The organism is Bradyrhizobium sp. 25ACV (genome assembly GCF_054863005.1).
On sequence record NZ_JAVAYO010000007.1, the window covers coordinates 238,907 to 265,749 of the forward strand.

The window sequence follows — 26,843 nt, forward strand, 5'->3', positions numbered from 1 at the left end:
GTCTAGAGTTGGGGGATCATTCCTCGCGGTACCAGTCGAACAGATTGTCGGTTTCGTTGGCCCAGCCGGACACGACCGGGCGCAGATTGTTGGCCGCCGCCTCGACCTTGAGGCGATGCTGCACCGGGATGAACACGGTGTCCTGGTACATCAGGTCGTTGGCCTTGATGTAGAGCGCGGCGCGCTTGACCGGATCCATCTCGCCGTCCGCAGCCTGGATGGTTGCGTCGTACTCCTTGTTGACCCAGCGCGGGAAGTTGGTGCCCTGCCACTTGTTCTCCTTGGTGGCGACGAGGGTCGAGAGATAGCGGCGCATGTGCTGCGACGGATCGGGCTGGCTCAGCGGGATCTGGAACATCTCCATGTCGGCGTAGAACTTGGAATAGGTGTCGGGATTGCCGACGTCGGAAGAGAAGAACACGGAGGCAACGACCGATTTCAGCTCGACGTCGATGCCCGCCTTCTGGCAGGCCTGCTTGACGATCGCCTGGGTCTTCTGGCGCGGACCGTTGATCGCGGTCTGGTACAGCAGCTTCAGCTTCTTGCCGTCCTTCTCGCGGATGCCGTCGGCGCCCGGCTTCCAGCCGGCCTCGTCGAGGATCTTCGAGGCCTTCTCGATGCTGAACTCCCACGAGGTGTTCTTGGAGACGAACTTTTCGGGACCGTTGAGGAAGTTGGCCGTGGTGCGGCCGGCGCGACCGTAGATCGCCTTCTTGACCGACTCGCGATCGATCAGCAGCGACAGCGCCTTGCGCACCGCCGGATCCGAGAACAGCGGGTGCTTGGTCTTGATCGAAGAGCGTTCGCCATCGACCTCGGTGTTGGGATCGGTGAAGTTCAGTGCGATGAACTCGGTGTCGCCACCGACCGCATAGACGGTCTTGCCCTTGCCGCCCTTTTCCAGGCGCAACAGCACGTCGTCCTCGACCTGGATGTTCCAGCCGAAATCGTACTCGCCGGTCTGGATCACCGCGCGTGCGGCCGAGACGGCATCGCCGCCGCCCTTCATCTCGACGCTGTCGAAATAGGGGCGGTTCGGCATGTGATAATCGGGGTTGAGCACGCCGCGGACGAGATCGCCCGGCTTGAACTCGACGAACTTGTAGGGGCCGGTGCCGACCGGCGAGAGGTTGGTCGGCGCCTCCCGCGATTTGGACCCCATGTAGTCCTTGAACAGATGTTTCGGGATGATGGTGTTGGGCGCCCCGACGAAGGCGTCGGCCCAGAACGGCGTCGGCTTGTTGAAGAGGATGCGGACCGTGAGGTTATCTACCTTCTCGACGGTGATGTCGCGGAGCGTCGCGATCGTCAGCGCGGAGGTCGCCGGATCCTTGGCGTATTCCCAATTGAACACGACGTCGTCGGCCGTGAACGGCGTGCCGTCATGCCATTTCACGCCGGGCTTGAGCTTCCAGGTCACCGACTTGCCGTCAGCGGCCAGGCCGCCGTTCTGGATCGAGGGAATTTCGGCGGCGAGAACCAGCTTCATGTTGCCGTCGGGATCCCAACAGGCGAGCGGCTCATAGAACAAGCGCGCACCGTCCTGGTCCTTGGTGCCGGTGGCGAAATGCGGATTGAGCAAGGTCGGGCCCTGCCACCACAGCAGCTTCAGCGCACCACCGCCGCCACGCTTGGTCGGCTTGTAGGTCGAGGCACCCTCGGCCATGGCGACGCCGCCGAGCGCGAGGATCTGGTTGGCCAGCGGGGCGGTGAGACCGACCGCGGCCATGCGCGTGATGAAGGCGCGGCGATCCATCCGTCCGTCCTTCACCTGGCCGATCATCGAACGCAGTTCTTTATCCAGCATGGTTGTCCCCCGTCTGGTTCCCATCGTGATGAAGACGGCCGTCAGAGGCAGCCGCCCAATTAGCTGGCAGTAGATGGCACACCGAATGGGGGGCGCGTCAACTGGGACCGTGTGTATGCAAACGGTCTTCTGGCTGTCTGTTGGGCAAAACTGTGTTCTGCAGCCCATCCGTTCGGCAATCCAGCATCAAAACATGCTGGATTGCACGCTGCACTGCGGAAAATTTGTTCGCAGCATCAGACGAAGTGTGGAGGCGAAATTCTATGCGACGGACATGTCGAGCGGTGGCTCGACGTGATCCGGCAGCGGGCAGACATACGGCGTCTTGGCCGTCCGCTTCTTCAGGTCGGCCTTGGCCGACTTGATCAGTTCCGGATCGGTCAGCGCCTTGATGCCGAGACCGGCCATCGCCTTGGCGGCTTGCACCATGGCCTTGTGGGCATGCGGGCTCTTCCCCTGCGCCACCACCTGCCAGGTGTGGAACGGCGTGCCGATTGCAACCGTGGGGGCGTGAACCTGCACGGTCGGCACCACCCAACTGACGTCGCCGACGTCGGTCGAGCCGACCAGCGGGTTGCGCTTGGCATCGAGCGGCACCAGGAAGTCGGCCAGCGGCCGATCGGTCTGCTCCATGCCAATCGCGTAATAGACCGACGCGATATCCTTGTCGCTCAAGGTCGCGCGGATCTGGCTGGCAAAGCTCTTGTCGGCATCGTCGAAATGCGGCGGTCCCAGCTCTTCCATGACCCGGTGCAGCGCCTGCTCCAGCGGCGTGTTCGGCAGGATGTTGGAGACCGCGGAGATGATCTTCATCTCGACCTTGGTCTCGGTCATCAGCGCCGCGCCCTCGGCGATCTTGCTCACACGTCCGACCAGCTCGTTCATGCCCGGAAGGTCACGGGCGCGGATCGAATAGCGCACCCGCGCATGGGCCTGGACCACGTTCGGCGCAATGCCGCCGGTGTCGAGCAGCGCGTAATGCACCCGCGCATCGCTCGGCATGTGCTCGCGCATGTAGTTCACGCCGACATTCATCAACTCCACCGCATCGAGCGCGGAGCGGCCGAGATGCGGCGAGGCCGCGGCATGCGAGGTGCGGCCGGTGAAGATGAAGTCCGCGCGCGTGTTGGCGAGCGACGGCGTCACCGCGACCTCCCAGAAGCTGTGCGGATGCCAGGTGATGGCGATGTCGGCATCTTCGAACGCGCCCGAGCGCACCATGAAGGCCTTTGCCGCGCCGCCTTCTTCAGCCGGGCAGCCATAATAGCGCACGCGACCAGGCACCTTGTTTTCGGCAAGCCAGTCCTTCACCGCGGTCGCGGCGAGCAGCGCGGCGGAACCCAGCAGATTGTGACCACAGCCATGGCCGTGTCCGCCGGCTTCGATCGGACGATGCTCGGCGACACCCGCTTCCTGGCTGAGGCCGGGCAGCGCGTCATATTCGCCCATGAATGCGATGACCGGACCGCCCTCGCCCCACTCGCCCATCACCGCGGTCGGAATGCCGGCGACGTTCTCGGTGATGCGGAAACCCTGATGACGCAACTCGGCGAGATGCTCGGCGGCGGACCGCGCCTCGGTGTAGCACACCTCGGGCATGCCCCAGACCTTGTCGCTGAGGTCGATGAAACGCCCCTTGATCGTGTCGACGCCACGCCAGATATCGCTGCGGTTGTCCATGCTTCGATCCGTGATCCCTTGGTCAAACGAAGCGGCAATGGTTAGCAGCTTCATGGTACGGCGCCTAGCACCTCGCCGGACACCAGCCATGCGACGCATGCCGGATTGAGGGGCGCCTCCCGTTCGTGCACGAGGTGTTTCCGTGCCTTTCAAAGATTTCACGCGGCGTTCTCACGAATAGTTGGGAACGAGGCTTTCAAGACGGCCTGCCCCGGCCTAAATTATGCGTGCTTCGCGCGTCGCTCTGCAGCAATCTCGCGATGCACTCAGCCAGGAGAACTCCATGCCCGCTTTGACCGAATGGAGAGTGCCGCCGGCCAATCAGCCGCGTGCGAGCGACTACGGCTTCGATCTCGACCGCGCGCTCGCGTCCGTCGTCGGCCTGCACGCCATCGTCCCGCCGGACGCCTTCAGCGCCGAGACGCTGGGCACCGAACGCGCCGGCAACGGCGTCGTGATCGATCACGGACTGGTGCTCACCATCGGCTATCTCATCACCGAGGCGGAATCGGTGTGGCTGCACCTTGGCGATGGGCGGGTGGTCGAAGGCCATGCGCTCGGCTTCGATTCCGAAACCGGCTTCGGCCTGGTGCAAGCCCTCGGTGAGCTCGACGTCGAACCGTTGCCGCTCGGCAGCTCGGCAGAAACCGGGATCGGCGACCGCGTCGTGGTCGGCGGCGCCGGCGGTCGCACGCGCTCGGTCGCGAGCCAGATCGTGGCCAAGCAGGAATTCGCCGGCTATTGGGAATATCTGCTGGACGAAGCCGTCTTCACCTATCCCGCGCATCCGAACTGGGGCGGCACGGCGCTGCTCAACGAGCGCGGCGAGCTGATCGGCATCGGCTCGCTTCAGCTGGAGCGCGAGCGCGACGGCAAGGCCGAGCACGTCAACATGGTCGTGCCGATCGACCTCTTGAAGCCGATCCTGGACGATCTGCGCAAGTTCGGTCGCGTCAACAAGCCGGCGCGACCCTGGCTCGGGCTCTACTCGACCGAGATCGACAACCGCGTGGTCGTGATCGGGATCTCCCCCAACGGCCCTGCCGCGCGCGCCGAACTCAAGACCGACGATATCATCCTCGCCGTGAACGGGGACAAGGTCACGAGCCAGACCGCCTTCTACAAGAAGATGTGGGCGCTCGGCACCGCCGGCGTCGACGTGCCGCTGACCGTGTACCACCAAGGCGTCACCTTCGACGTCACGGTGACCTCCACCGATCGCTTCAAGCTCTTGAAGGCACCGAAGCTGCATTGATCCCACGCCGAAGGAAGCCGCAATGAGCGAGGCCGTGATCGACGACATCGTGGCCGTGCTGCCGCCGCTGCTCAATGCGCTGGAAGCGCTCGGCTTCTTCCAACGCCATCTGCATCCGCCGGCGTTCGCTTCCGTGATGAACGCGATCGGCGCACCGGATGAGGCGCTGCAAACGGCACACGCGGCTATTGGAGAGTGGCCGGAGCAGTTCGCGGGCCTCCGCGAGCGGCTCGATCGCGCCTGCGGCGAGACGCTCGCCGCCTTTGCCGGGATCCGCGAGGTCGAGCGCGGCAATGGCGATCTCGTCGCCGTCTTCCGCGCGCTACGCCACGTGCCGCGCGCGCAGGAGGCGCTTTATCCCCTGGCGATGCAGTTTCCTCCCGTAAGCAGCTTCTTCCTCAACACCGCCAATCGCGAAAATGCGGATCTGTTGTCGCGGCTCGACGTCGGCGCGAACGAAAATACTGGCATCTTCCACGATCACAACGAACCGGGCAGCCGCGGCGGCTTCTCGGTCTATGTGCCTGAGTACTATACGCCCGAGCGCGCCATGCCGCTGGTGATGGCGCTGCATGGCGGCAGCGGCAACGGACGCGGTTTCCTGTGGAGCTGGCTGCGCGACGCCCGCAGCCTTGGCACGGTTCTGGTCGCGCCGACCGCGACCGGTCCGACCTGGGCGCTGATGGGCGATGATGCCGATACGCCCAACCTCATGCGCATCCTCGAAACCGTGCGTGGCCGCTGGAGCATCGACACCTCGCGCATGCTGCTGACCGGCATGAGCGACGGCGGCACCTTCAGCTACGTCAGCGGTCTCGACGGCGCCTCGCCCTTCACCCATCTGGCGCCGGTCTCCGCAACCTTCCATCCGCTGATGGCGGAGATGGCGGACGCCGCGCGCTTGCAAGGTCTGCCCATCTTCATCACCCACGGTAAGCTCGACTGGATGTTTCCGGTGCAGACCGCGCGCCAGACCCAGGCAGCGCTCGCAGCGGCCGGCGCTGATGTCACCTATCGCGAGATCGACGACCTCAGCCACACCTATCCGCGCGAGATCAACGTGGAGCTGGTGCAGTGGCTGAATGCGGGGTGAACAACCCGTCCTTATCCGCGCCGCACTGCCGCGGAACCATCACTGCGGGCCGACGTTATTGCTGGCCCACCGGAGGTTCGCAAATGCAGACTTTTTTCGGAATGATCCTTGGCGCGCTGCTGCTTGCCGGCGGCGTGTATGTCTATGACTCCATGCAGACGTCGTCCGTCGCCAATGGCGAGGTCGCGACCACCAATCGCACCATCGTGAACTGGGACGTCGCGAAGGCGGATTGGGACGCGCTGCGCGACCGCGCGCACAAGGACTGGGTCCGGATCTCGTCGAAGTAATGACGCCGTATCGTGAAACGAGGCGCCGTCGCGAGCTCCGCGGCGGCGCCTTTGCGTTGGCTGCGACCGATGCGCCTCAGTTCATCTTGGCCTTGCGGGCATCGGCGATGACCTGCTCGAACTCGGTCATGCTGAGCACGCCCGGGACGCGGTACTTGCCGACGATGAAGGACGGAGTGCCGCTGAAACCGAAGGCTTCGGCCTGCTCGTTGTTGCGCTTGAGCAGCGCGTCGATATCGCTGCCATGGCCGGCGAGATCGCGCTTCAGGCGGTCCATGTCGACGCCGGCGGCGGCGAGCAGCTCGTTGATGCGCGGCTCGGTCAGGCGCGAGCTGACGCCCATCAAGGCGTCATGGGCCTGATGGTATTTGTCCTGGAATTTTGCGGCGAGAGCGGTCCGCGCGGCGGTGACGGAGACCGGCCCGAGGATCGGCCAATCCTTCATCACCAGCCGCACCTTGCCGTCGTCCTGGACGACCTGGCGCAGCTCGGGCTCGAGCTTGCGGCAATAGGGACAATTGTAGTCGGACCATTCGACGATGGTGACGTTGCCGTTGGGATTGCCAGCGACGGGCGTGTCGGGGTCGCGCAGCACCTTGGCTTCGGTCAGCACCTCGTTGTCGTCGGTCGCCGCGCGCGCCGAGGCGCCCGTCAGTGCAAGGGCGCCCGCCCCGATCAGCGTCAACGCCGCGCGTCGCGTCGGCGCAAGGCCCTTAGTCCCAAATCCAGCCATATCTCGTCCCGTTTCGGTCCCATCTCCCTGAATACGGTCGGGACCGGGAATTGTTACTCGTCATATAGAGTGTCGCGGCGGCGATGTCATCGCACCAGCAGCGTGACCGCCAGGGGGACCAGGAACGAGGTCACCAAGGCGTTGAGACTCATGGCGATGCCGGAGAAGACGCCGGCAATCTCATCGACCTGGAACGCTCGCGCGGTGCCGATGCCATGCGCGGCAAGGCCGGCGGCGAAGCCGCGAGCCCGGTAATCGGTGATGCCGGTGCGGTTCATCAGCGGCGTCACGATGATCGCACCCATGATGCCAGTGAGGATCACCGCCACCGCCGCCAGCGAGGGATCGGCGTGCAGGGATTCGGCGATGCCCATGGCGACGCCGGCGGTGACCGATTTCGGCGCCAGCGACAGCACCACGTCGCGCGGCAGGCCGGCGAGCTCGGCCAGCAGCACCACCGACACCACCGCCGTGACCGATCCCGCGAGCAGTGCCACCAGCATCGGCACGATGGATGACACGACGCGCCTGCGGTTCTCATAGAGCGGCACCGCGAGCGCGACGGTGGCGGGCCCCAGCAGGAAGTGCACGAACTGCGCGCCGGCGAAATAGCTCGTATAGGACGTGCCGGTTGCGAGCAGGAACGCGCCGATGATCCACATCGCGTGCAGCACGGGATTGGCGAGCGGATGGCGCCGCGTCGCCAGCGACACCGCATCCGTCGCCGCATAGACCAGCAGCGTCACGGTCAGCCACAGCAGCGGCGACTGCGAGAGATAGACCCAGAGCGAAAACGGATTGTCGTTCATCGCGCGTCCTGCTGCTTCAACAGGCGGCTGACGAGGCGAAAGGTCAGCACCGTCGCGAGCAGCGTGACGGCCACGGAGAGCGCAAGCACGAGGACGATGGCGATGCCATGGGAGGCGAGCAGGTCGAGCTTCTGCACGACGCCGACGCCGGCCGGCACGAACAACAGCGACAGATGTGCCAGCAGGCCCTTGCTTGCCGTTTCCACGCCGTCGTTGCGCAGCGGCCCGTATGCAAGCGCTGCGAAGCGATCGCGGGCGAGCAGCAGGATCAGGAGTAGCAGCAGACCGAGCACAGGTCCCGGCAAGGGTAGCCCGAGGCCGCGCACGACGGCTTCGCCGATCAATTGGCAGAGCAGGATGAGGCCGAGACTCGCAAGCATGACCAGCGCATCAAGGGATGCGCCGGCAGGCTTGTCAATCGCCGCGCGATGCGGGGGACATGCGCGACACCTGCGGAGCTTCGCGCGGCAGCATCGCCATCAACGTCCCGGTCATCGTGGCGATCAGCGTGGTGTTGCCCTCGTGCTCGGCAAACGCCTTGGCCTCGCAGAACGTCAGCGTGCGGCCGGGCTTGACCACCTCCGCCCTAAACACGAACCGTTCGCCGCGAGCGGGTGCCAGCAGGGTCGTCTTGAACTCGACGGTGAGGATGTCGGCCTCGCGCGGCATCAGGGTGAAGGCGGCAACGCCGCAGGCGTTGTCCAGCCCGGCGGTGATGATGCCGGCATGGACAAACCCGTTCTGCTGGGTGAAGGCCGCGGAATGCAGCATCGCCAGCTCGGCCTCGCCCGGTGCAAGGCGGACGATCACGATGCCGAGCGTGTGCATCGCCGGCTGGCCGTCGAACATTGCGATCGCCGCCGCGCGATAGCCCGGGTTCTTCGGCTCGAACGCAGCCATGGTTCAGGCCTCGGCCGGATCGGCGAGATGGCGCAAAGCGATCTCCCGGATGGCATCCGCGAACGGTGCCGATTTGCGCTGGCTCCGATCCATGTGCACGCCGGTGATCTCGCAAGATGCGGCGATCTCGCCGGTCTCGGCATTCGTCATGTCGTGCCGGAAGCGGATCGACTTGTCGCGGACCTCGAGCAGATGGCTGCGGATCTCCACGATGTCGCCGGCGAGCAGCTCGCGCCTGTAGGCGATGTTCTGCTGCACGGCGGCCATGCCGCGGCCGGAGGAGCGCAAATAGCTCGGCGTCAGGCCAAGGCGGGCGAACATGTTCCAGTTGGCTTCGTCGAATTTGCCGACATACCACATGATGTTCATGTGGCCGACATGGTCGCATTGCCACGGATAGACCGTGCCGCGATAGGTCGCCTCCTGCTCCATCGCCATTTTCCGCCCTCGTTGTTTATTGATCTTGATACGGTAGCGTATCAGGCACGAGACGCGTTAGCAATACGGCACCGTATCAAGCGTTCGAGAGGCTTCTTTCATGAGCGACGGCAAGGACGATGTCTGGGTCGAGGCGGGGTTTGCCGAGCTCGCCCGCTCGGGGGTCGAGGGCGTCAGGGTCGAGGTGCTCGCCAAGAATCTCGGCGTCACCAAGGGCGGCTTCTACCGCCGCTTCGCCGACCGCGCCGCGCTGCTCGAAGCCATGCTGCAGCGCTGGCGCGAGGGGCGGGCCGCGTCGATCGCGCAGCAGACGCGCCTCGATGGCCAACCGCCCCGCGAACGGCTGAAGGCGGTAATCCAGCTCTACTCCGAGCGGCTCAATCCGGAAGCCATGGCGATCGAGCTCGCGATCCGGCAATGGGCCCGCTCGGACGAGCGCGCCGCGGCCGCCGTGGCGAGCGTCGACGCAGCGCGGCTCAAGCACGTCGCCGAGCTCTATCGCGCGACCGGGCTTGCGCCCGAGGAGGCCGAGGCGCAGGCTTTCCTGTTCTACTGCTTCATCTTCGGCCAGAGCCTGTTGTTCGTCGAGCGCGGCCCGCGCAAGCGGTCGCAGCTGGTGGCGAAATCGGCCGAGAAATTGCTGGATTAGGCAAAAAGGCCGGAGCGTTGCTCCGGCCTTCGTATCAATTCGAGCTCAGGCGGCGCCCTTCAGCTTCTTGTTGCATTCGCTGTAGTAGCCGCCGCCCTTCTGAATCCACTTCATGCCGCCGTTGCCGTTGGTGGTCTTGTTGGCGTTGTACTGGTCGACGCAGGTGTGCAGGCGTCCCTTGCCCGGGGTCTCCTTGGCATATTTCGGATCGATCGCGTTCGGATAGATCGCAGGTCCCGCCGGCAGGGTCGGCGCGGCGGCCGGGGCCGCCTCCTTCTTGGCCTGCTTCGGCTCGGCGGGAGCGGCGGGCGCAGCCGCGGTCGGTGCAGGAGCAGCCGCCGGCGTTGCATCCGCACCGCACTGGGCCTTGCGGAAGTCATTCCACTTCATGGTGCCGAGCGAGCCGTCCTTCTTGGCCGCCTGGTATTTGGCGCTGCACTCCTGCGACGTCAGCGCCTGCGCTGGCGCCGATACCGAGAGCGCAGCAAATCCCGACAACGCAATCGCGCAAAGCATTTTTGATTGAATGGTCATCCTTAGGTCTCCTCCTTGGTCTTCCCCCGAGGGGAAGTGAAACAAGACTTGCTATCCTAGCGTGCCGGCCGTTTGCGACAAGGAAGCGATGGCTCCCGGCCGCCAAAATATAGTAACGGCGCCGTTCAGATTATTCATGTCGCGTTCAGCAACGCGAGCCGACGTTCGCAGCCCTTCGCAATTCTCGCAAGATGAGTGCAACACCATGACCCTCGCCTCTCGCCTCGCCGCCGTCGCCCTCGCCTCGCTGCTCGCCGGCGGCACTGCCTTCGCGCAGACCGCCGCGCCGGCTGCCAAGACCGAACCTGCCGCCACCGCCGACAAGAAAGCTCCGAAGGAGCGCTCGACCGAGTCGCTCGAATGCTCCAAGCAGGCCGACGCCAAGGGCCTGCACGGCAAGGAGCGCAAGAAATTCCGCTCCGAATGCATCAAGACCGCCAAGGCGGGCACCGCCGCGCCGGCTGCGGACAAGAAGTAGCCTCCGACACGATCCTCGGCGAGCTTCCAGCGAGAGGCGCGCGCATTGCGGCATGACGAGCCTGCAATTGTGCGCCTCTCGCTGATTTGCGATAAGGTGGCGTGAAGCAAATTGCCGCCTCCCTGTCGTTCGAATGGCCGAGCCGTGCCAAGGTCTTGAGCACGGCGGAGACGCTCGTCATCGGCGCCGCCGGCGGCCTTGTGTTTCTCCTCGCCGGCCTTCCCGGCGGGTTGATCTCCGGCTCGATGATCGCGGTCGGAATCGCCGCGATCGCCGGGCGCCAGCTCGCGCTGCCGCCGCTCCTGACCCAGACCGTGCTGGTGCTGCTCGGCATTTCGCTGGGCTCGGTGGTCTCGCGCCATCTGCTTCAGCAGGTCGGTGCATATCCCCTCACCATCGGGCTGCTAGCGCTCGCGACCTTCTGCTCGACCTTCGGCTCGAGCTATTACCTCCAGCGCATCCATGGCTGGGACCGCACCTCGGCCTTCCTGGCCGGCAGCCCCGGCGCGCTGTCGCAGATCACCATCCTGGCGGTCGAGCGCGGCGCCGACCTGCCGGGCATCGCGGTGGTGCAGACCATGCGCGTCATCATCCTCACCGCGGCCCTGCCGATGGTGCTCGCGTTTGCGGGCGTCGCCCCCTCCACCGCGCCGTCGCTGGCGACGACGATCGCCTCGCCGCTCGATCTCGTGGAGCTGGCCGCGGCCTCGCTGGCCATGGCGCTATTCCTGCGCCTGATCAGATTTCCGGCGAGCTGGATGTTCGGCGCCATGATCGCCTCCAGCGTGCTGCATGGCGCCGGCTGGGTCGAAGGCGGCCTGCCGGACTGGGTGCGCGGCGTGGCGCTGGTCGGCATCGGCGCACTGATCGGCAGCCGCTTTGCGCGGATGCGGATCAAGACGCTGGCCGGCCACCTCAACGCGGCACTGGGCTCGTTCACGGTCGCAATCGCCGTCTCCGCCATTTTCGTCGGCATCGTCGCAATGATCACCCAGGTCAGATTCTCCGACGCCGTCGTCGCCTTCGCGCCAGGCGCGATGGATGCCATGCTGGCGCTGGCGCTGACCTTGCACATCGACCCGATCTTCGTCGGGGCCCACCACCTGTCGCGTTTCGTGTTCGTGACGATCGCAACGCCGGGCATCGTGCATCTGTTCGGGCGCACGCAGGACGATGTGGATGATTAGTGGAGCGCGGTGCGCTCGCGAACTCCGCTCTTGTAGGGTGGCAAAGGCGCATAGCGCCGTGCCCACGTTCTCATTCGACCTTATCACTACGAGATAGTGGGCACGCCTTCGCTCTTCGAGCTACGGCGGACAAGTCGCTTTTGCCCACCCTACGGCAGCTTGCCTAGCCTCTCGCCGTCTTCGCAAATCCCCATGCGGCAATCGCGGCCATGAGCAGCGAGATCAGCACGTTGTAGCCGGCGAGCGAAAGGCCGAGGAAGCGCCACTGCACCTCGTCGCAGCGCACCACCTTCACGGTGTCGAGCCTTGAAAAGAGATCGCCGGCATTGCCGAGATTGACGACGGGACCGGAGCAATCGGTCGGCCCTTTCCAAAAACCCCATTCGACGCCGGAATGGTAGGTGCCGAGACCGGCATTGGCGAGCGTCGCCAGTACGAGGATCGCCAGCCCCGCCAGCAGCAGCGGCCGCGGCGCGCCGCTCCGCGCCGCCAGCGCCGTGAGCGCACCGAGCGGAATCGCGAGATAATAGGCGTAGCGCTGCTCCAGGCAGAGCGGACAGGGCAGGATCTCCAGCACGAGCTGGAAGAACCAGGCGCCTGCGATGGTCGCCGCGGCAATCAACGTGACGAGCAGCGAGGCCGTCAGCGCAGCGCCGCTGGCAGCCGGCTTGAACGCAGGTATGGCGGCACTCTGGGTCGTCACGGCAGCCTCTTTCCGATAGGTCGCGCCCTTAAGCCTCTAGCCCCGGTCCATGCGGCTGTCGAGAACGGCTGACATCACTTTGGCGCGGGTTGACCCCGCTTTGTCCATGGCTATAGTCCGCCGGCTTCGCGACGCTCCCTTCAAGGGCCGACCGAGGGCCCCTGTGGCGGAACTGGTAGACGCGCTCGACTCAAAATCGAGTTCCGCAAGGAGTGCTGGTTCGATTCCGGCCAGGGGCACCAGCCTTCGCTGCTTCGCAGCTACGGCTCGGCAAGCCGGGCGCAGCCATATCCATGCGAAGCGGCGAAGGCTGTCGCGCCGAAGCCTTGGCGAAGGCGGACTGGCTCAACACACTCGCTCCCCCACCCTAGCCATCCCCGCATCTCCACTGTATAAACCGGTAGCTTCTTCCGTAACTCGAAGGAGCTCATATGAACGACCTGCACGCGTGGCTTTCGCAGCAACACCACGGTTTGCGGACCTTCCAGACCTTTCAGCAAAAGCTCGAGACGCTCGGCAAGCACGATCCCGCCCAGCGCGGCCTGTGCCGCCTGCTCAGCGGTGTCGTCGGCAGCTATGTCGAGGCCTTTGACGAGGCCCCGCTGCCGGTCGACATTGCCGAGGTCGCCTATCGGCGCCTGCTGACGCTGGTCGAAAGCCTCGATCTGCACGGAAACGCCGCTCGCCGGCTCGCCGACATCAACCGCGTGGCGACCTGCGAGTTGTGGCGGTGATCGACAAGACGAGCCCGCCCACTTCAATTTCTGGATAACGAGACGCGCCGCTACGGCCTCGCGACGCATGACGCCCGAGTCCTGTGCTTCTCTCGACGCCCTTTCCTTGGAAAGGGCGCAGGGAAGGCCGGGCGCCGGCTGGCACCCGCGGTCCGCTGCGCGCAAATTGCGAAGACAAATGCACAGCGGCATACAGGGCAGCCCAGGACATCCCGGCCTTTCCCTGCGCAATGGTTTTACGGCTTATGGCGCGCTCTCCCCGGGGAGCGATGCACTATTGCCCCCGTCGCCTTGCGGATGGCTGATGCGCACGCCCGGTCGGGCAGCTCACATCACCGCAAGCCTTGACGCACAGACCCCGGGCGTCAGGACGACACGCTTTTGCCGTACGCGGACCGCATCGGTCGTGTGCGCGCTGCTCAACCGCTCACGGGCCAAACCCGCCCTGCGATTGCTGGCGCGCCGATGCACTCCACGTCCACCGCCACCCGGCCCGCGCATCGTGACGATCGCGAAACGCCCCTTATCCTTGGGTCGGGATGACGCAAAGCTACGATATTTCCGAATTTCGGTCAACCAGAATCTTTTGGGGCCGGCTCTTGAGGTTTGGGCTATGATTTTCCTGCGGCCATCCTTCGAGACGCCCAGCAGGCCATAAGCGGCTGCCCTGCCCCGTTCCACTTCGCCGCGCCAGTCCCTATATCCTTTGGCAGCAGATGTGATGCAGCGGACAGTTTGATGGCCAGGACACGCAAGACGGACGCCGACGACCTCCCCCGCTATTTCGTCTGGGTCCGGGGCCTCGAAGGCCCTGAGCCGCAGAAATGGATGGCGATGGATTTCGGCGTCGGCGACTGGAAGCGGCCGCTCGTGCTGGCCTATCTTGAGCTGCCGGCGGACGAGCGGGATATGTCGCTATCGATGCTGGCGCGGCGCTACCCGCCGCCGCGGGTGGATCTCTCGTAACGGCGTCAGCACATCCAGCACAAGTCTGTCGTCACGGAGACAACGACCGCTGGAAACAGCCCCGCCGGATCGCCGCTGCCATCCAGCGACGACCCGACACGGCGACGCCGCATGATCCCGCTTGCTACCTCAACGGGACTGTGCGCAGAATGCACCTGTATTTTCATGAGTCAGATATTTCAACCACTGATTGATTCCGGGAATTGAAGCCCGGTTTGGCCTGACGCTTTCCTTGTCGAATTGCCGGAGGGGCTCATGACGCATCATGATGTCGGGGGGAACGCCGATTCTCCGAGGCCGGAACGCGCGCCCAGCGATCAAGACAGCAATGCCGGCGCGGGCGCGGGCCTGCCAAGACGCAAGCTGGTGCTTTTCGCGGACGGCACCGGCAATGCGTTCACCACGCAGGAATCCAGCGTCTGGCGTCTCTATGAAGCCCTGGACCATACCCAGCCGGATCAGATCGCGCATTACATCAAGGGTGTCGGCACAGCGGGCTGGGCGCCGCTTGCCGCGCTCGACGGCGCCACCGGCATCGGCGTCCCCGGCAACGTCCGCAAGCTCTATCGCTTCCTGTGCTGGAACTGGCGACCCGGCGACGACATCTACATCTTCGGCTTCAGCCGCGGCGCCTTCACCGCGCGCACGCTGGCGGCGCTGATCTCGAGCCAGGGCCTGATGCCGGCGGAGATCGACGACACGCCGGTGTCGCATGCCGAGATGGGGCGTAACGTTAAGGCCGCCTGGCGCGAGTACCGGCGCGAGACCGTGCCCTGGACCAAGAGCCTGCCCACGATCTGGGTCACGCGCTGGATCCGCGACTTCCTGCTGTTCGTCTATCACTGGCTTTGCGGGCACCGTAGCTATGCCGAGGTGCGGGGCAAAATGAACGGGCGCAGCGAGGTCGAGATCGCATTCCTCGGCCTGTTCGACACCGTCGAGGCGTTCGGCGTTCCGGTCGAGGAGCTCCGTCTCGCCATCGATTGGGCGATCTGGCCGATCTCGTTCCGGAATCACCGGCTGTCGCACAAGGTCAGGCACGCCTGTCACGCGCTCGCGCTCGACGACGAACGCACCACCTTCCATCCGCTGCGGATCGACCAGAGCCATCTGGCGCAGGGGCAGATCGTCAAGGAAGTGTGGTTCACGGGCGTCCATTCCGATATCGGCGGCGGCTATCCGGAATCCACGCTGTCCTTCGTGCCGCTGGTCTGGATGGTCGAGCAGCTCGGCGACCGGTTGCGCTTCCAGGACGGCGAGATCGAGCATTTCGGGGAATATCAATCGGCGCTCGGACCGCGGCATGATTCCCGCAGCGGCGCAGCGGTGTTGTACCGCTACGGGCCGCGTCCGATCCTCGGCGGCGACGTGAATGGCGGGCTGCCGGTGGTGCACTTCGCCGTCATCGAGCGCATGCTGCTCGGCTGCGATGATTACGCGCCCATCATGCTGCCGGCGAACTGCCTGGTGCTGCTGCCGGATGGAACGAGGTTGCCGCTGCGATCCGAGGGAGAGAGCAAGGATATCGACGAGCAGCACGCGCGCGAGGTCATGAAGGCCGCCTATCTGGCAAAGGCGACGGGCCCTCGACGCGAGGAGGAGGCGAAAGCCTTCACCACGATGTGCACGCCCGACGACACCATGTCGAGCCTCACGCGCGACACCGTTTGGTGGCGGCGCGTCGCCTATTTCTCGCTCTTGTTCATGGTCGGCGTGATCGTCGCCTGGCCGTGGATCGCGCACGCGCTGGTGCAGTGGTCCGAAGACCGCGCCCTGGAGGGCACAGGCGCACTGTCTTTCATCACCAATATCGACTGGGTGATGGGCGCGATGGTGGCGCCGCTGACCAATCTGCTGCAAGACGTGCTGCCTTCCTATGCGGCCCCCTGGCTCAACATCGCGACCTACTATCCCTTCCTGACCTCGATCGTGGTGATCGTCACCTGGTGGATCTGGCACAAGAACGGAACGTTGCGTGACGACATCGAGGAGCGGGCGCGTCTCGCCTGGAACACGTCGCGCCGCAGGGCGAGCATGGAGCACATCGACAAGCCGGGGCCGTTGATGCGGTTCGGACACTGGATGCGCCTGAATGCCGGCCCGGCGCAGCGCGTCATCACCAGGGGACTGGTGCCGGCGGTCTTCCTGATCGCGATCTTCGGCTCGGCCGCGCTGATCGTGTCGAGCAGCCTGTTCACCGGACGTCTCGCCCTCGGCTCGGTCTGCTCGCCGCCTGCGGTCAAGGGCTCTGCCGCGTTCCAGACCGGCACGCCGGTGACGGACGAGCCGGTCGACGCGCGCGCGTTGTTCGACACCCGGGACTTTTGCTGGTGGAGCGGGCTCGCCGTCGAGAAGGGCCGCAAATACCGCGTCTTTCTCGAGATCAAAGAGCCGTGGTTCGACCGTACCATCATGAGCGGCGTGAACGGATTTGCGACCTACGAGCCGCACCACTACGTGGCGCTGCCGGAGCGTCGTCTGTTCGCCGCCGACTGGTTCCAGCCCGTGGTGCGCGTCGGCAGCAAAGGCATCAACGACCTGCCGCTCAAGGCAGTCAATGTGATGCCGGCCGACGAATTTCCCCGCCGCATGAAGCCCACCCTGCCCGCGGAGGACGACATCAGCAGGAGCCGCAATAGGTACCCCGTGCGGTTAGACGACACGGCCGAGTTCAAGGGCAGGCTCGACGGACTCGGCAAATTCGAACCGATTCCGCCGGCCATGCTCGCCGAGGCAGGCCAGGTCTGGACCAAGCAGCTGTTGACCGGCCGCGTCGTCGCCGAATTCGTGGCGCCCGAGTCCGGCGAGCTGTTCTTCTACGTCAATGACGCCGTCCAGATATTCCCGCGGCTGCTTCCGGAGTCGTGGGTCCCGTCCTGGCTCGATGCGATCCAGGGGCCGCGCGATCTGTTCTACCGAAACAATAGCGGCACTGCGAAGATCAAGGTCCAGCGCCTGCCGGCCCCACCGATGCCGCCGGACAAGCCGGCATTACCGCTGGCGAGCAACTGAGGCCCAGCGGGGACGCAGCGTCGAAGCGCTCCGCGCCGCGACTTGGACACGGAATTCCCGCCCCCATGATTATGGGTGTCGCTGCCCGCGTCCGGCGGTTAAACTTGCCCTTGCGCCGCGGGGGACACGCGGGTCGCGGGACCATGATCATGACCGAACAGGGCGAGACGGGTGAAGCCATCACCATCCTCCTCGTCGAGGACGACGCGCCGACGTGCTGGCGGCTGCAGGATGCGCTGATCAAGGCCGGCTACGAGGTGCGCAGCGCCGGCACGCTCGGCGAAGCCCGTTCCGCGCTTGCCGGCGGCGCGCCCCGCGTGCTGCTGACCGATCTGCGGCTGCCCGACGGCCACGGCGTCGAGCTGATCCGCGAGATGAGGCAGCGCTTCCCCGACACCGAGATCATGGTGATCTCGGCCCTCGGGGACGAGGAGAGCGTGATCTCGGCGATCACGGTCGGCGCCACCGGCTATCTGCTCAAGGACGCCTTTCCCACCGACATCGCCACCACCGTGCGCGATCTGGTCGCCGGCCATTCGCCGATCTCGGCCTCGATCGCGCGCTTCATCGTGCGCAGAACCCAAGGTGCCGCGACAAATTCGGCGGAGCCGCCGCCCGGCCCGGCGCTCAACACGGCGAGGCTGACACCGCGCGAGATCGACATCCTCTGGGGCATCGCAAAAGGCTTCAGCTATGCCGAGATCGCCAGCCATCTCGGCCTGTCCAAGCAGACCGTGCCCGGCCATATCAAGAACATCTATCGCAAGCTCGAGGTGCACACGCGCAGCGAAGCGGTGTTCGAAGCGGTGCAGCAGGGCCTGATCAAGCTGTGAGCGAGATCGCGGCCAAAGCGCCTACAAAGGCAGCTACGAAGGCGCCCACGCGGCCGCGGCGCCGGCTGATCGCCTCGCGCCTCGTGCCCTATCTGCTGCTGCAGGCGCTGATCGTGATCGCCACCATTCTCGGGCTGCGGCTGCTGCAGCCGAACGACCCCGACGATTTTGCGCTGAGCGGATTTTCGCTGCGGGAGGACGGCGTGACGCTGCCCGTGACGCTGCCGCATTTCACGGCTTCGCGCTATTCCCTGGTCGACCCGCCACTCTACACCGGCAGCTTCACGTTCCAGCGCGGCGAAGCGGCATCGGGATGGTCGGTCTATCTGCCGCGCTTCAGCAACGCGGTGGAGGTCGCCGTCGACGGCGTCGTCGTGCTCGATTCCCGGCGCGACGCCAACGCCAACCGGCCCGACCGCAACACGCCGCAGATCGCAGCTATTCCCGCCTCGCTGCTGCGCGAGGGCGCCAACGAGATCACGGTGCGCCTGTTCGTGTGGGGCCCGTTGAAGGGTTTTCTCGACACTGTCTATGTCGGGCCGGATGTCGCCTTGCGGCCAGCCTATGAGACGCGGACGCTGCTGTTCGTCACCCTGCCGGTGGTGTTTTCGGCCTGGCAGTCGATCCTCGCCGTCATCCTCGCGATCATGTGGCTGATGCGGCGCCGCGAGCCGGTCTACGGCGTGCTGGCGGCTGCGATGGTGCTCGGCGTGGTGCAGGCGTACGTACCGCCGCCGGTTCCGCCGGCCGCCACGTCGCGGCTTGCCGCGGTGCTGCTGGCGTCCGCACCGATCGAGAGTGCGTTGGTCGTCATGTTCGGCGTGCTGTTCTTCGGCTGGCGCTGGCCGCGCTACGGCATGCTGCTATTCGTGCCAGGCCTCGTCGTGTTCGTGGTCGGGCTGATCGGGGGCCCGCCGCTGCCGCGCATCCTCTTTCTGGTGCTCGGCATCCCCACCGTCGGGCTTTGCCTGTTTCTGATGGCCTGGGTGACCGCGACTGCGGTCGTCCGGCGGCAGGATGCGGCAAGCTTCACGATCGGCTGCGCCGTCACCATCGTGCTGGTCTGCTGGGTCCAGGACATGCTCACGGTGCTCGAGATCGTGAGCAACGATCGCATCTTCGTCTCGCGCCTGTCTTATTCGGCGATGCTGGTCGCGATCGGCGCGGGACTGACCTGGCGCTTCGCCCGCGCGCTCAACCAGGTCGACAGCTTCGCCGGCCAGCTGGTGACGCGCGTGCGCGAGGCCGAGGAGCGGCTGAAGGCGAGCTTCGTCCGCGAAGAGGAGCGCGCGCGCGCCGCCGCGCTCGCCAATGAGCGCACGCGGCTGATGCGTGACCTGCACGACGGCCTCGGCGGCCAGCTCGTCAGCATCGTCGCGCTCTCCGAGCGCGGCCATGAGGGCGCGACCATCACCGACGCTGCCCGTGCCGCGCTGAAGGATCTGCGTCTCGTCATCGATTCCATGGACGACATCGGCGGCGACCTGATGCTGGCGCTCGGCTCCTGGCGGGAGCGCGCGAGCGCGCAATTGCGGCCGCACGACATCACGCTCGACTGGCGCGTGGCGACCCCGCAGGGCCTGCCGCTGCACCCTGAACTCAGGCCATGGCACGTCATCCAGATCGTACGCATCCTCGACGAGGCCGTGACCAATGCGGTCAAGCACGCACAGGCACACCGCATCGCGGTCACCATCGAGACGCTCGATGCGAGCGAGGGGCCGTACGGCCTGATCAGTGTGACCGACGACGGCCATGGCTTTGCACTGGCCGGCAATGGCGAAGCCGGGCGCACCGGCCAGACCGCGCGCGGCTTGCGCAACATGAGAAATCGCGCCGCGCGCTGCGGCGCGATGCTCGACCTGAGTTCCGACGCTTCCGGGACGCGGGTGCGGCTGCAATTGCCGCAGCGTTTTCCCGACAGCGACGCGGCTGCGGGCTGAAAAGCCCCCTCTCCGAACGTGTGGGACGCGCGGAGAGAGGGAACGGGCCGGGTGATTTGCCGGCGGAGGACGGGGGGTTCGTCCGCAGGGCGCCCCGGGCCCGAGGTGATGCAATCAATTCAATCGAATGGAAATATCAGCGCACGCCGACGCGATTGACTGGGCCGCCGCGATTCATCGGCGTTCCCGCGCGCACGCCGACCCCGGGCGCGCCGACGCCGGGCGTTGCGACCGCGGCCCTTGCGACCGGCGCTCCCGGCGCGACCACCACGGCCGCCGTCGGCCGCACCACGCAGCCCTTGGGCACGCCGACCGTCTTGCAATAGACCACCGCCTGTGCCGGGCTCGTGCCCAGCGACACCATCGCCGCGCCGGCCAGCGCCATGACCGTCAGCCCCGCACTCAGCGCTCCAGCTCTCTTCGACATCCTTTGCTCTCCTGCTTCCCGTTCGGCGTCCCGATGCAATCACCGGGTTTCGCAGCCGAGGTGCAGCCTGAATGACAAAAGACGGCGCGCGGATACATGCCATGAAGATGGGGGTCGCTGCGGCCGGGACACCGGGCCGACGCCATGAACATGGCATGGACCCGTGCACGGCCTTCGCGAGATGGTCCGGCCCGATTGATCCCGGTCGGGACCAACGTCGATTCCAAAGAGGTGCTTTATGAAGATTTCAGCTGTCGCCGCGCTGCTGCTCGCCGCTTCCGCCCTGCCCGCTGCTGCGCAATCCGGTCCATCGGTCCAGGAGCAAATGGCCTGCCGTGGCGATGCCAGCAAATTCTGCGCCGAACATATCGGCAAGCCGCCGCAGATGAATGCCTGCCTGCGGGAGAACAAGTCGAAGCTCTCGGACAGCTGCCGCAAGGTCGTCGAATCGCGCGGTGGCTGATCCGTCGCCGTTCTCGCGAAGAAGAGAGGAGCGGCGCGCTGCCGCCCTCTCGACACCCCGCGCCGCTACTCCTGCATCATCTCGCCGCTGCCGCCGAACTCGGCCGGAAAATCCTTCAGCTTGGGCAGGCCGTCGCGCATCGGCAGCACGGACTCGGCATAGTTGACGTGAACGCCGGGCGCGAAGGCGAGCGTCGGGATGGTGGCGGTGAAGACGTCGACCAGTCCGAGCGGCGGATGGTTGGTCATGAGATGGCCGCCGCACTTCTTGCAAAATTTGCGCTCGCTGAGCGGCGTCTTGGCAAACGTCTCGACATTCTGAGCGCCTTCGGTGACGCGCACGGCCTCGGGCTTCCACAGGCTGAAGGCGTTGACCGGGCCGCCCGACCAGGAGCGGCAGGAACGGCAATGGCAATAGCCCATCGCCTCCGGTGCGCCCGTGACCTCGATCGTGACCGCGCCACAGAAGCAGTTTCCGACATGTTTCATTTGGTCATCTCCGTTTGATGAAGAGGAAGAAATCCTCTCCCCGTTCCTCGTCCACAATATGTCGGGACCGATGGGAATGCGGGGAGAGGTGTCGGGGTGAAGGGGGACATCACCCCGGGGGACGTTGAGGGGACGGGTATGTGAGATGCTCTCATACCTCAGCCGACGCGACCAAGCGTCCTCCGTTCGGCGGACGCCCGCGATGCCGCGCCGCGGCTAGAGTGACCGGCGCCAGGGAATAAGCATCGACACCCGTTGTTTGTACTGCCGGTACTCGTCGCCGAAGAGAGCGACGAGGTCGTGCTCCTCCAGCGCGATGCCGACGAAGATGTAGAGCGTGGTGACGACCGCAAACAGCAGATGCCCCGCGGTCATGGTCGGCGCCGCCCAGAACGCGATGATGAAACCGAGATAGATCGGATGGCGGACGAAATTGTAGAGCAGCGGCGTTCTGAAGCGCGGCGGCGTCATTTCCTTGCCGACCAGGTGATTGGTCACCTGATGCAATCCGAACAATTCGAAATGATTGATCAGGTAGGTGCTGGTGAACACCAGGATCCACCCAGCGAACGACAGCGTGACCAACGTCACGGCGAGATCCGGGTTCTCGACATTCCATACGATCGCAGGCAGCGGACGCCACTGCCAGAACAGGAGCAGTAATGACAGGCTCGCGAACAGCACATATGTCGAGCGCTCGACCGGCTTGGGGACGAACTGCGTCCACCACGCCTTGAACTGCTTGCGTGCCATCACGCTGTGCTGAAGGGCGAACAGCGACATCAGGAGGAGATTGACGATGACGGCTTCGGCCGTCGGCGTGTCGGTTCCGGTATCGATGGTCTTGGGCACCACCAGCCCCATGACGAAGCCGATGGCGTAGAGAATGGTGACGAAAAACACGAGATATGCCGCAATTCCGTACAGAAAGGCGATGAACTTGAACATGCGTGAGCCCGCAACCTCCGGGCTGATGGAATGAACCTGGTGATCAAGTTGGGTCATAGAACGCTCCGTTGTGCCGAGGCATCGGCACTGTTTGGTCTTCGCACCTTGCCGGATCGGACGCCCCCAGACTTTCGCGGACGGTTGATTTTCGCCTGAGACGACTTTGATTTTTGCTTGAGACGACAGAAACGTGCGATTTCGCTTTGAAAACAACGTGCTCGACGGCGACCTGCGGGAACTGACCTGCGGCGGGGCCGCCGTGCCGTTGCAGCCGCAGGTGTTCGATCTCTTGCTCTATCTCGTCGCGCAACGCGCGCGTGTGGTCAGCAAGGATGACCTGATCAGCCAGATCTGGAGCGATCGGATCATCTCGGATTCGGCGCTGAACAGCCGGATCAACGCCGCGCGCAAGGCGATCAGTGACGACGGCGCGACGCAGCGGCTGATCAAGACCATTCCGCGCAAGGGCTTTCGTTTCGTCGGCGAGGTCCGGGAAGATGTGGCAGCGCCGATCGTGCCGGCCGAAGCCAGGCCCGCCCCCTCGCGCGTAGGGGACCGCCCGGCGATCGCGGTGCTCGCCTTCGAGAACTTGAGCGGCGATCCCGCGCAGGACTATTTCGGCGACGGCATCAGCGAGGATATCCTCACGGCGCTGTCGAAGCAGCGCTGGTTCATGGTGATCGCCCGCAACTCGTCCTTCACCTACAAGGGGCGCGCAGTCCACCTCCGGCAGATCGCGGAGGAGCTCGGCGTCCGCTACGTCGTCGAAGGCAGCGTGCGCAAGGCGAACAACCGGGTGCGCATCACCGCGCAGCTCAACGATGCCACGTCAGGCAGCCATCTGTGGGCCGAGCGCTACGACCGCGAGCTGGTCGACGTCTTCGCCGTCCAGGACGAGATCACCAACGCGATCGCTGCGGCGATCGAGCCGCAGATTCACGCGGCCGAGAGTTTTCGCGCCCACCGCAAGGGACCTGCGAGCCTGGACGCTTGGGATTTCCTGATGCGGGCGTTGTCGCATTATTGGCGCGTGACCCGGCGGGATCACGAGACCGCACGGACGCTGCTGGAACGCGCGATCGGGATCGATCCGAATTACGGCCAGGCGCTGTCGGTGCTGGCGGCGAATTACATGTTGGGCGTGCATCTCGGCTGGGCCGAGCTGGCCACCGTGGTGCCGGTGGCGGAAGCCGCCGCGCTGGCCGCGGTGCGCTGCGACCATGAGGATGCCTGGGCGCATGTCGCGCTCGGCAGCGTCTGCTTCTCGACACGCAGGCTCGCCGACGCGCTGTCCGAGTTCGAGCAGGCGCTCGCGCTCAATCCGAACTTTTCGCTGGCGCAGGGCTATTACGCGCTGGCGCTGTCCTATGCCGGACGTTCCAAGGATTCGTTCGAGGCTGCCCAAAGGGCGATCCGGCTGTCACCGCGCGATCCGTCGCTGGCGATCTATCACGGCATCGCGGGCTATGCGCGCTTCACCGAACACCGTTATGACGAGGCCATCGCGCTGGCGCGCGAGGCGATCCGCCATCGCGGCGATCTTACCGGCGCCTACCGCGTGCTCGCGGTCTCCGCCGGCATGACCGGCGACGGAACGCTTGCGGAGACGGCGCTGAGCGAGCTCCGCCGTACCCAGCCCGACATCTCGCTGCACTGGATCGCGACGCAACTTCCGTGGGCCAATGACGGGGATCGCGAGCACTATCTGGAAGGATTTCGGCGCGCAGGGCTGCGGTGAAGCGTAGTGCTGCGCTTACCCTCCCCTGGAGGGGGAGGGTCGGCTCACATCTGAGCGGAGCGAAGATGAGAGGCGGGGTGGGGTGACGGCCTCTCCACTTCGCACACTGCCGGAGTGGAGAGATCACCCCACCCCGCTCGCGCTGCGCGCCATCGACCCTCCCCCTCCAGGGGAGGGTAAGTACTACGCGCGCTTGCGGCGCAAATGGACGATGACGTCGAGCCGCGCGATCTCGTAGCCGGGAAGCGCCTCGGGGATCTTGGTGAAGGCGAGGCCTTCGGCAACGTCGACCAGCACATCCTCGCCCTCGAGATAGAAGTGCGGATGCACCGATGTGTCGGTGTCGAAGAACGACTTGATGCCGTCGGCCGCGATCCGGCGCAAGAGGCCGGCCTCGGTGAACTGGTTCAGCGTGTTGTAGACGGTCGCAAGCGACGGATAGGCGCTCGCCGCCATCGCTTCTTCGAACAGGCTCTCGGCGGTGACATGACGATGGCCGCGCAGGAACAGCAATTGGCCGAGCGCAAGGCGCTGGCGCGTCGGGCGCAGGCCGGCATCGCTGAGCAATTGCAGACAGTGCTGCACCCCTGCATCGGGCGGCAACTCGAGGCCGGCGACATCAGGATCGCTATCGTCACTCGCAGGGAAATTCGTGGCCTGGATGTCCATCGATCGTCTCACGGCTCAGGGGGAGCAGGACGCACAGCGCCGGGTCCTGCCAGTTGCTATTCGATCGCAAAAGCGGCGGTCTGGCTTTGATCCGGATCAAATCCGGAGCGGGGCCGCCTCTGACCTATCGCAAGGCGGTCCGGTTTATTCCTGGCCCGTTGGGCGGCGACGGGCTCAGCGCATCATGACGGCCTGATGCTTTTGGTCGCAGGCGCAGGCTTGTGCAACGCCTTCGCAGACTCTCGACACGAGTAAGGCAGCTTGATCGCCCGGAGCGGGCCGATCCGCCGTGCGCGAAGGTATGCGGAAAACAGGACGCGCTGTACATTTTTTGTGCGAGCACTGTCGCGACTTTCATCTTGCGGCGCCGAACGGGACTATGTGAGCCTCAATATCGGATGGGGACTGGGATGGACCGGCCGTAGCTTCGCGCGCCATGGCGTGCGAAGCGTTGACGGCTGGTCTCGCTTGAGAAAGATACGACATGCCGAAACGAGTGTTGCTTGGTCTCCTCCTGGCGTGCGGCCTCACGGCTCCGACACTGGCGCAAGAGCCGAAGACCGGAGGTGTGATCAATGCGGTGATCCAGCCCGAGCCGCCCGGCCTGATGCTGGCGATGGTTCAGAACGGCCCGGTGCAGATGGTGTCGGGCAACATCTTCGAGGGCCTGCTGCGCTACAGCCCGAAGCTCGAACCGCAGCCCGAGCTCGCCGAGAGCTGGAGCGTCAGCGAGGACGCCAAGACCTACACGTTCAAGCTCCGGAAGGGCGTGACCTGGCATGACGGCAAGCCTTTCACCGCCGCCGACGTGCTGTTCTCGGTCGAGATGCTGAAGCAGACCCACGCGCGCGCCCGCAACAACCTCGCGCAGGTCGACAAGGTCGAGGCGCCCGACGATTACACTGTCGTCTTCACGCTGAAGCAGCCGTTCGGCCCATTCCTCGGCATCTTCGAGGTCGGCTCGATGCCGATGGTGCCGAAGCATCTCTATGAAGGCACCGACTGGAAGACCAATCCCTACAACAACGCCCCCGTCGGCACCGGCCCCTTCATGTTCAGGGAATGGCAAAAGGGCTCGTTCATCCGCCTGGTCAAGAACCCGAATTATCACGAGAAGGGCAAACCCTATCTCGACGAGATCTACTGGCAGATCATTCCCGACGCCGCGGCGCGCTCGGTGGCGTACGAGACCGGCAAGGTCGACGTGTTGCCCGGCGGCTCGGTCGAGAATTTCGACGTGCCGCGGCTGTCCAAGCTGAAGGACACCTGCGTCACCGGCGCCGGCTGGGAGTTCTTCTCGCCGCTGGCCTGGCTGTGGCTCAACAACCGCCAGGGTCCGCTCGCGGACAAGCGGGTGCGGCAGGCGATCATGTACGCGGTCGACCGCGACTTCGCCAAGGACGTGATCTGGAACGGGCTCGGCAAGGTCGCGACCGGCCCGTCCGCCTCGACCATCAAATACTACACCGACGATGTGAAGAAATATCCGTACGATCCGGCCAAGGCCAAGGCCCTCTTGAAGGAAGCCGGCTACAAGGGCGAGAAGATCCGCCTGTTGCCGCTCGCCTATGGCGAGACCTGGCAGCGCTGGGGTGAAGCCGTGAAGCAGAACCTCCAGGACGTCGGCATGAATATCGAGACCATCGCCACCGACGTCGCCGGCGGCAACCAGAAGATTGGCGACTGGGACTACGACATCGCCTTCACCTATCTCTACCAGTATGGCGATCCCGCGCTCGGCGTCGGCCGCAACTACGTCTCCAGCGCCATCGCCAAGGGCCAGATGTTCAACAACGTCGAGGGCTACTCCAACCCCGAGATCGACAAGCTGTTCGCCGACGGCGCGGTCGCGACCCCCGACTCCAAGCGTAAGGAGATCTACGAGAAGGCGCAGAAGATCCTGGTCGAGGACGTGCCGGTGGCCTGGATGCTCGAGCTGCAATTCCCGACCATCACCCGCTGCAAGGTCAAGAACCTGATCACCACGGGGATCGGGGTCAATGACGGCTTCAAGGACGCATGGCTCGACAAGTGACGGGCGCTTCGCGTCTGATCTCTCGTGCTGT

27 protein-coding genes and 1 tRNA gene are annotated in these 26,843 nt (G+C 65.2%); 15 read left to right on the forward strand and 13 right to left on the reverse strand.

From position 1 onward, the window contains the following. Positions 1-16: 16 nt before the first annotated feature. Together RAD04_RS18560 and RAD04_RS18565 are read right to left on the reverse strand one after the other, a co-directional pair. The gene (locus RAD04_RS18560; protein ID WP_461619882.1) at positions 17-1,807 is read right to left on the reverse strand and encodes a peptide ABC transporter substrate-binding protein; all 1,791 of its coding nucleotides are present in this window, start codon (positions 1,805-1,807) and stop codon (positions 17-19) included. A 261-nt stretch (positions 1,808-2,068) separates the two neighbouring features. Then, positions 2,069-3,487, reverse strand: coding sequence for a M20 family metallopeptidase (locus RAD04_RS18565; protein WP_461624903.1), 1,419 nt, complete (start codon positions 3,485-3,487; stop codon positions 2,069-2,071). A gap of 283 nt (positions 3,488-3,770) precedes the next feature. Here RAD04_RS18565 and RAD04_RS18570 point away from each other — a divergent pair, with 283 nt between their 5' ends. From RAD04_RS18570 to RAD04_RS18580, 3 genes are all read left to right on the forward strand, one after another. Beyond that, positions 3,771-4,742 (forward strand): S1C family serine protease, encoded by a 972-nt coding sequence (locus tag RAD04_RS18570; RefSeq protein WP_461624904.1) that lies wholly within the window; start codon positions 3,771-3,773, stop codon positions 4,740-4,742. A gap of 22 nt (positions 4,743-4,764) precedes the next feature. After that, on the forward strand, positions 4,765-5,835 hold the full coding sequence (locus RAD04_RS18575; protein ID WP_461624905.1) for a phospholipase: 1,071 nt from the start codon (positions 4,765-4,767) through the stop codon (positions 5,833-5,835). Between the two features lie 83 nt (positions 5,836-5,918). Next, positions 5,919-6,125: a hypothetical protein gene (locus RAD04_RS18580; RefSeq protein ID WP_018316294.1), complete on the forward strand. Its 207-nt coding sequence runs from the start codon at positions 5,919-5,921 to the stop codon at positions 6,123-6,125. A gap of 76 nt (positions 6,126-6,201) precedes the next feature. Here the strand turns inward: RAD04_RS18580 and RAD04_RS18585 are convergent, their stop codons facing one another. The 5 genes from RAD04_RS18585 to RAD04_RS18605 form a co-directional block, all read right to left on the reverse strand. Beyond that, positions 6,202-6,858 carry a DsbA family protein gene (locus RAD04_RS18585; RefSeq protein WP_201760024.1) on the reverse strand — a complete coding sequence of 219 codons (657 nt, stop codon included), beginning with the start codon at positions 6,856-6,858 and terminating at the stop codon, positions 6,202-6,204. Between the two features lie 86 nt (positions 6,859-6,944). After that, positions 6,945-7,667: an LrgB family protein gene (locus RAD04_RS18590; protein ID WP_104464249.1), complete on the reverse strand. Its 723-nt coding sequence runs from the start codon at positions 7,665-7,667 to the stop codon at positions 6,945-6,947. Next, positions 7,664-8,047 carry a CidA/LrgA family protein gene (locus RAD04_RS18595; RefSeq protein WP_461624906.1) on the reverse strand — a complete coding sequence of 128 codons (384 nt, stop codon included), beginning with the start codon at positions 8,045-8,047 and terminating at the stop codon, positions 7,664-7,666. The genes RAD04_RS18590 and RAD04_RS18595 overlap by 4 nt, the downstream gene beginning before the upstream one ends. Before the next feature lie 34 nt (positions 8,048-8,081). Further along, positions 8,082-8,567, reverse strand: a complete 486-nt coding sequence (locus RAD04_RS18600) for a PaaI family thioesterase (protein ID WP_461624907.1) — start codon at positions 8,565-8,567, stop codon at positions 8,082-8,084. Between the two features lie 3 nt (positions 8,568-8,570). Next, on the reverse strand, positions 8,571-8,999 hold the full coding sequence (locus RAD04_RS18605) for an acyl-CoA thioesterase (protein WP_461625027.1): 429 nt from the start codon (positions 8,997-8,999) through the stop codon (positions 8,571-8,573). 106 nt (positions 9,000-9,105) lie between these two features. Between RAD04_RS18605 and RAD04_RS18610 the strand changes: the two genes are divergently transcribed. Next, positions 9,106-9,654, forward strand: coding sequence for a TetR/AcrR family transcriptional regulator (locus tag RAD04_RS18610; protein WP_461624908.1), 549 nt, complete (start codon positions 9,106-9,108; stop codon positions 9,652-9,654). Between the two features lie 45 nt (positions 9,655-9,699). On the opposite strand, the gene RAD04_RS18615 is transcribed toward RAD04_RS18610, so the two are convergent. Then, the gene (locus tag RAD04_RS18615) at positions 9,700-10,188 is read right to left on the reverse strand and encodes a hypothetical protein (protein WP_461624909.1); all 489 of its coding nucleotides are present in this window, start codon (positions 10,186-10,188) and stop codon (positions 9,700-9,702) included. A gap of 205 nt (positions 10,189-10,393) precedes the next feature. On the opposite strand from RAD04_RS18615, the gene RAD04_RS18620 reads away from it, so the two are divergent. Further along, on the forward strand, positions 10,394-10,666 hold the full coding sequence (locus RAD04_RS18620) for a PsiF family protein (protein ID WP_461624910.1): 273 nt from the start codon (positions 10,394-10,396) through the stop codon (positions 10,664-10,666). A gap of 101 nt (positions 10,667-10,767) precedes the next feature. After that, positions 10,768-11,853, forward strand: a complete 1,086-nt coding sequence (locus RAD04_RS18625) for an AbrB family transcriptional regulator (protein WP_461624911.1) — start codon at positions 10,768-10,770, stop codon at positions 11,851-11,853. 163 nt (positions 11,854-12,016) lie between these two features. On the opposite strand, the gene RAD04_RS18630 is transcribed toward RAD04_RS18625, so the two are convergent. After that, positions 12,017-12,556 carry a disulfide bond formation protein B gene (locus RAD04_RS18630; protein ID WP_461624912.1) on the reverse strand — a complete coding sequence of 180 codons (540 nt, stop codon included), beginning with the start codon at positions 12,554-12,556 and terminating at the stop codon, positions 12,017-12,019. Between the two features lie 157 nt (positions 12,557-12,713). Between RAD04_RS18630 and RAD04_RS18635 the strand changes: the two genes are divergently transcribed. The 6 genes from RAD04_RS18635 (at position 12,714) to RAD04_RS18660 (ending at position 20,044) form a co-directional block, all read left to right on the forward strand. Then, positions 12,714-12,798, forward strand: a tRNA-Leu gene (locus RAD04_RS18635). Positions 12,799-12,987: 189 nt separating this feature from the next. Continuing rightward, the gene (locus RAD04_RS18640) at positions 12,988-13,290 is read left to right on the forward strand and encodes a hypothetical protein (protein ID WP_461624913.1); all 303 of its coding nucleotides are present in this window, start codon (positions 12,988-12,990) and stop codon (positions 13,288-13,290) included. Between the two features lie 738 nt (positions 13,291-14,028). Beyond that, the gene (locus RAD04_RS18645; protein ID WP_461624914.1) at positions 14,029-14,256 is read left to right on the forward strand and encodes a hypothetical protein; all 228 of its coding nucleotides are present in this window, start codon (positions 14,029-14,031) and stop codon (positions 14,254-14,256) included. A 255-nt stretch (positions 14,257-14,511) separates the two neighbouring features. Next, positions 14,512-17,268 carry a DUF2235 domain-containing protein gene (locus RAD04_RS18650; RefSeq protein ID WP_461624915.1) on the forward strand — a complete coding sequence of 919 codons (2,757 nt, stop codon included), beginning with the start codon at positions 14,512-14,514 and terminating at the stop codon, positions 17,266-17,268. A gap of 149 nt (positions 17,269-17,417) precedes the next feature. After that, the gene (locus RAD04_RS18655) at positions 17,418-18,101 is read left to right on the forward strand and encodes a response regulator (RefSeq protein WP_461624916.1); all 684 of its coding nucleotides are present in this window, start codon (positions 17,418-17,420) and stop codon (positions 18,099-18,101) included. After that, positions 18,098-20,044, forward strand: coding sequence for a sensor histidine kinase (locus tag RAD04_RS18660; RefSeq protein WP_461624917.1), 1,947 nt, complete (start codon positions 18,098-18,100; stop codon positions 20,042-20,044). The genes RAD04_RS18655 and RAD04_RS18660 overlap by 4 nt, the downstream gene beginning before the upstream one ends. Before the next feature lie 136 nt (positions 20,045-20,180). Here the strand turns inward: RAD04_RS18660 and RAD04_RS18665 are convergent, their stop codons facing one another. Beyond that, complete coding sequence (locus RAD04_RS18665) at positions 20,181-20,471, reverse strand: hypothetical protein (protein WP_018316308.1); 291 nt, start codon at positions 20,469-20,471, stop codon at positions 20,181-20,183. A 238-nt stretch (positions 20,472-20,709) separates the two neighbouring features. Here RAD04_RS18665 and RAD04_RS18670 point away from each other — a divergent pair, with 238 nt between their 5' ends. Beyond that, complete coding sequence (locus RAD04_RS18670) at positions 20,710-20,934, forward strand: hypothetical protein (protein ID WP_028139882.1); 225 nt, start codon at positions 20,710-20,712, stop codon at positions 20,932-20,934. Positions 20,935-20,999: 65 nt separating this feature from the next. Here the strand turns inward: RAD04_RS18670 and RAD04_RS18675 are convergent, their stop codons facing one another. Next, positions 21,000-21,422, reverse strand: a complete 423-nt coding sequence (locus RAD04_RS18675; RefSeq protein WP_461624918.1) for a GFA family protein — start codon at positions 21,420-21,422, stop codon at positions 21,000-21,002. 216 nt (positions 21,423-21,638) lie between these two features. After that, on the reverse strand, positions 21,639-22,427 hold the full coding sequence (gene mddA / locus RAD04_RS18680; RefSeq protein WP_461619867.1) for a methanethiol S-methyltransferase: 789 nt from the start codon (positions 22,425-22,427) through the stop codon (positions 21,639-21,641). A 133-nt stretch (positions 22,428-22,560) separates the two neighbouring features. Between mddA and RAD04_RS18685 the strand changes: the two genes are divergently transcribed. Further along, complete coding sequence (locus RAD04_RS18685) at positions 22,561-24,108, forward strand: winged helix-turn-helix domain-containing protein (protein WP_461624919.1); 1,548 nt, start codon at positions 22,561-22,563, stop codon at positions 24,106-24,108. A gap of 183 nt (positions 24,109-24,291) precedes the next feature. On the opposite strand, the gene irr is transcribed toward RAD04_RS18685, so the two are convergent. Beyond that, positions 24,292-24,777: a Fur family transcriptional regulator Irr gene (gene irr, locus RAD04_RS18690; protein ID WP_461624920.1), complete on the reverse strand. Its 486-nt coding sequence runs from the start codon at positions 24,775-24,777 to the stop codon at positions 24,292-24,294. Between the two features lie 484 nt (positions 24,778-25,261). On the opposite strand from irr, the gene RAD04_RS18695 reads away from it, so the two are divergent. Continuing rightward, positions 25,262-26,812 carry an ABC transporter substrate-binding protein gene (locus RAD04_RS18695; protein WP_461624921.1) on the forward strand — a complete coding sequence of 517 codons (1,551 nt, stop codon included), beginning with the start codon at positions 25,262-25,264 and terminating at the stop codon, positions 26,810-26,812. The last annotated feature ends 31 nt before the right edge of the window (positions 26,813-26,843 follow it).

Coding starts and splice junctions, on each gene's coding strand:
- RAD04_RS18560 (WP_461619882.1), bottom strand. CDS start 1,807: ATGCTGGATAAAGAACTGCGTTCGATGATCGGCCAGGTGAAGGACGGA.
- RAD04_RS18565 (WP_461624903.1), bottom strand. CDS start 3,487: ATGGACAACCGCAGCGATATCTGGCGTGGCGTCGACACGATCAAGGGG.
- RAD04_RS18570 (WP_461624904.1), top strand. CDS start 3,771: ATGCCCGCTTTGACCGAATGGAGAGTGCCGCCGGCCAATCAGCCGCGT.
- RAD04_RS18575 (WP_461624905.1), top strand. CDS start 4,765: ATGAGCGAGGCCGTGATCGACGACATCGTGGCCGTGCTGCCGCCGCTG.
- RAD04_RS18580 (WP_018316294.1), top strand. CDS start 5,919: ATGCAGACTTTTTTCGGAATGATCCTTGGCGCGCTGCTGCTTGCCGGC.
- RAD04_RS18585 (WP_201760024.1), bottom strand. CDS start 6,858: ATGGCTGGATTTGGGACTAAGGGCCTTGCGCCGACGCGACGCGCGGCG.
- RAD04_RS18590 (WP_104464249.1), bottom strand. CDS start 7,667: ATGAACGACAATCCGTTTTCGCTCTGGGTCTATCTCTCGCAGTCGCCG.
- RAD04_RS18595 (WP_461624906.1), bottom strand. CDS start 8,047: ATGCTTGCGAGTCTCGGCCTCATCCTGCTCTGCCAATTGATCGGCGAA.
- RAD04_RS18600 (WP_461624907.1), bottom strand. CDS start 8,567: ATGGCTGCGTTCGAGCCGAAGAACCCGGGCTATCGCGCGGCGGCGATC.
- RAD04_RS18605 (WP_461625027.1), bottom strand. CDS start 8,999: ATGGAGCAGGAGGCGACCTATCGCGGCACGGTCTATCCGTGGCAATGC.
- RAD04_RS18610 (WP_461624908.1), top strand. CDS start 9,106: ATGAGCGACGGCAAGGACGATGTCTGGGTCGAGGCGGGGTTTGCCGAG.
- RAD04_RS18615 (WP_461624909.1), bottom strand. CDS start 10,188: ATGACCATTCAATCAAAAATGCTTTGCGCGATTGCGTTGTCGGGATTT.
- RAD04_RS18620 (WP_461624910.1), top strand. CDS start 10,394: ATGACCCTCGCCTCTCGCCTCGCCGCCGTCGCCCTCGCCTCGCTGCTC.
- RAD04_RS18640 (WP_461624913.1), top strand. CDS start 12,988: ATGAACGACCTGCACGCGTGGCTTTCGCAGCAACACCACGGTTTGCGG.
- RAD04_RS18645 (WP_461624914.1), top strand. CDS start 14,029: ATGGCCAGGACACGCAAGACGGACGCCGACGACCTCCCCCGCTATTTC.
- RAD04_RS18650 (WP_461624915.1), top strand. CDS start 14,512: ATGACGCATCATGATGTCGGGGGGAACGCCGATTCTCCGAGGCCGGAA.
- RAD04_RS18655 (WP_461624916.1), top strand. CDS start 17,418: ATGACCGAACAGGGCGAGACGGGTGAAGCCATCACCATCCTCCTCGTC.
- RAD04_RS18665 (WP_018316308.1), bottom strand. CDS start 20,471: ATGTCGAAGAGAGCTGGAGCGCTGAGTGCGGGGCTGACGGTCATGGCG.
- RAD04_RS18670 (WP_028139882.1), top strand. CDS start 20,710: ATGAAGATTTCAGCTGTCGCCGCGCTGCTGCTCGCCGCTTCCGCCCTG.
- RAD04_RS18675 (WP_461624918.1), bottom strand. CDS start 21,422: ATGAAACATGTCGGAAACTGCTTCTGTGGCGCGGTCACGATCGAGGTC.
- mddA (WP_461619867.1), bottom strand. CDS start 22,427: ATGACCCAACTTGATCACCAGGTTCATTCCATCAGCCCGGAGGTTGCG.
- irr (WP_461624920.1), bottom strand. CDS start 24,777: ATGGACATCCAGGCCACGAATTTCCCTGCGAGTGACGATAGCGATCCT.
- RAD04_RS18695 (WP_461624921.1), top strand. CDS start 25,262: ATGCCGAAACGAGTGTTGCTTGGTCTCCTCCTGGCGTGCGGCCTCACG.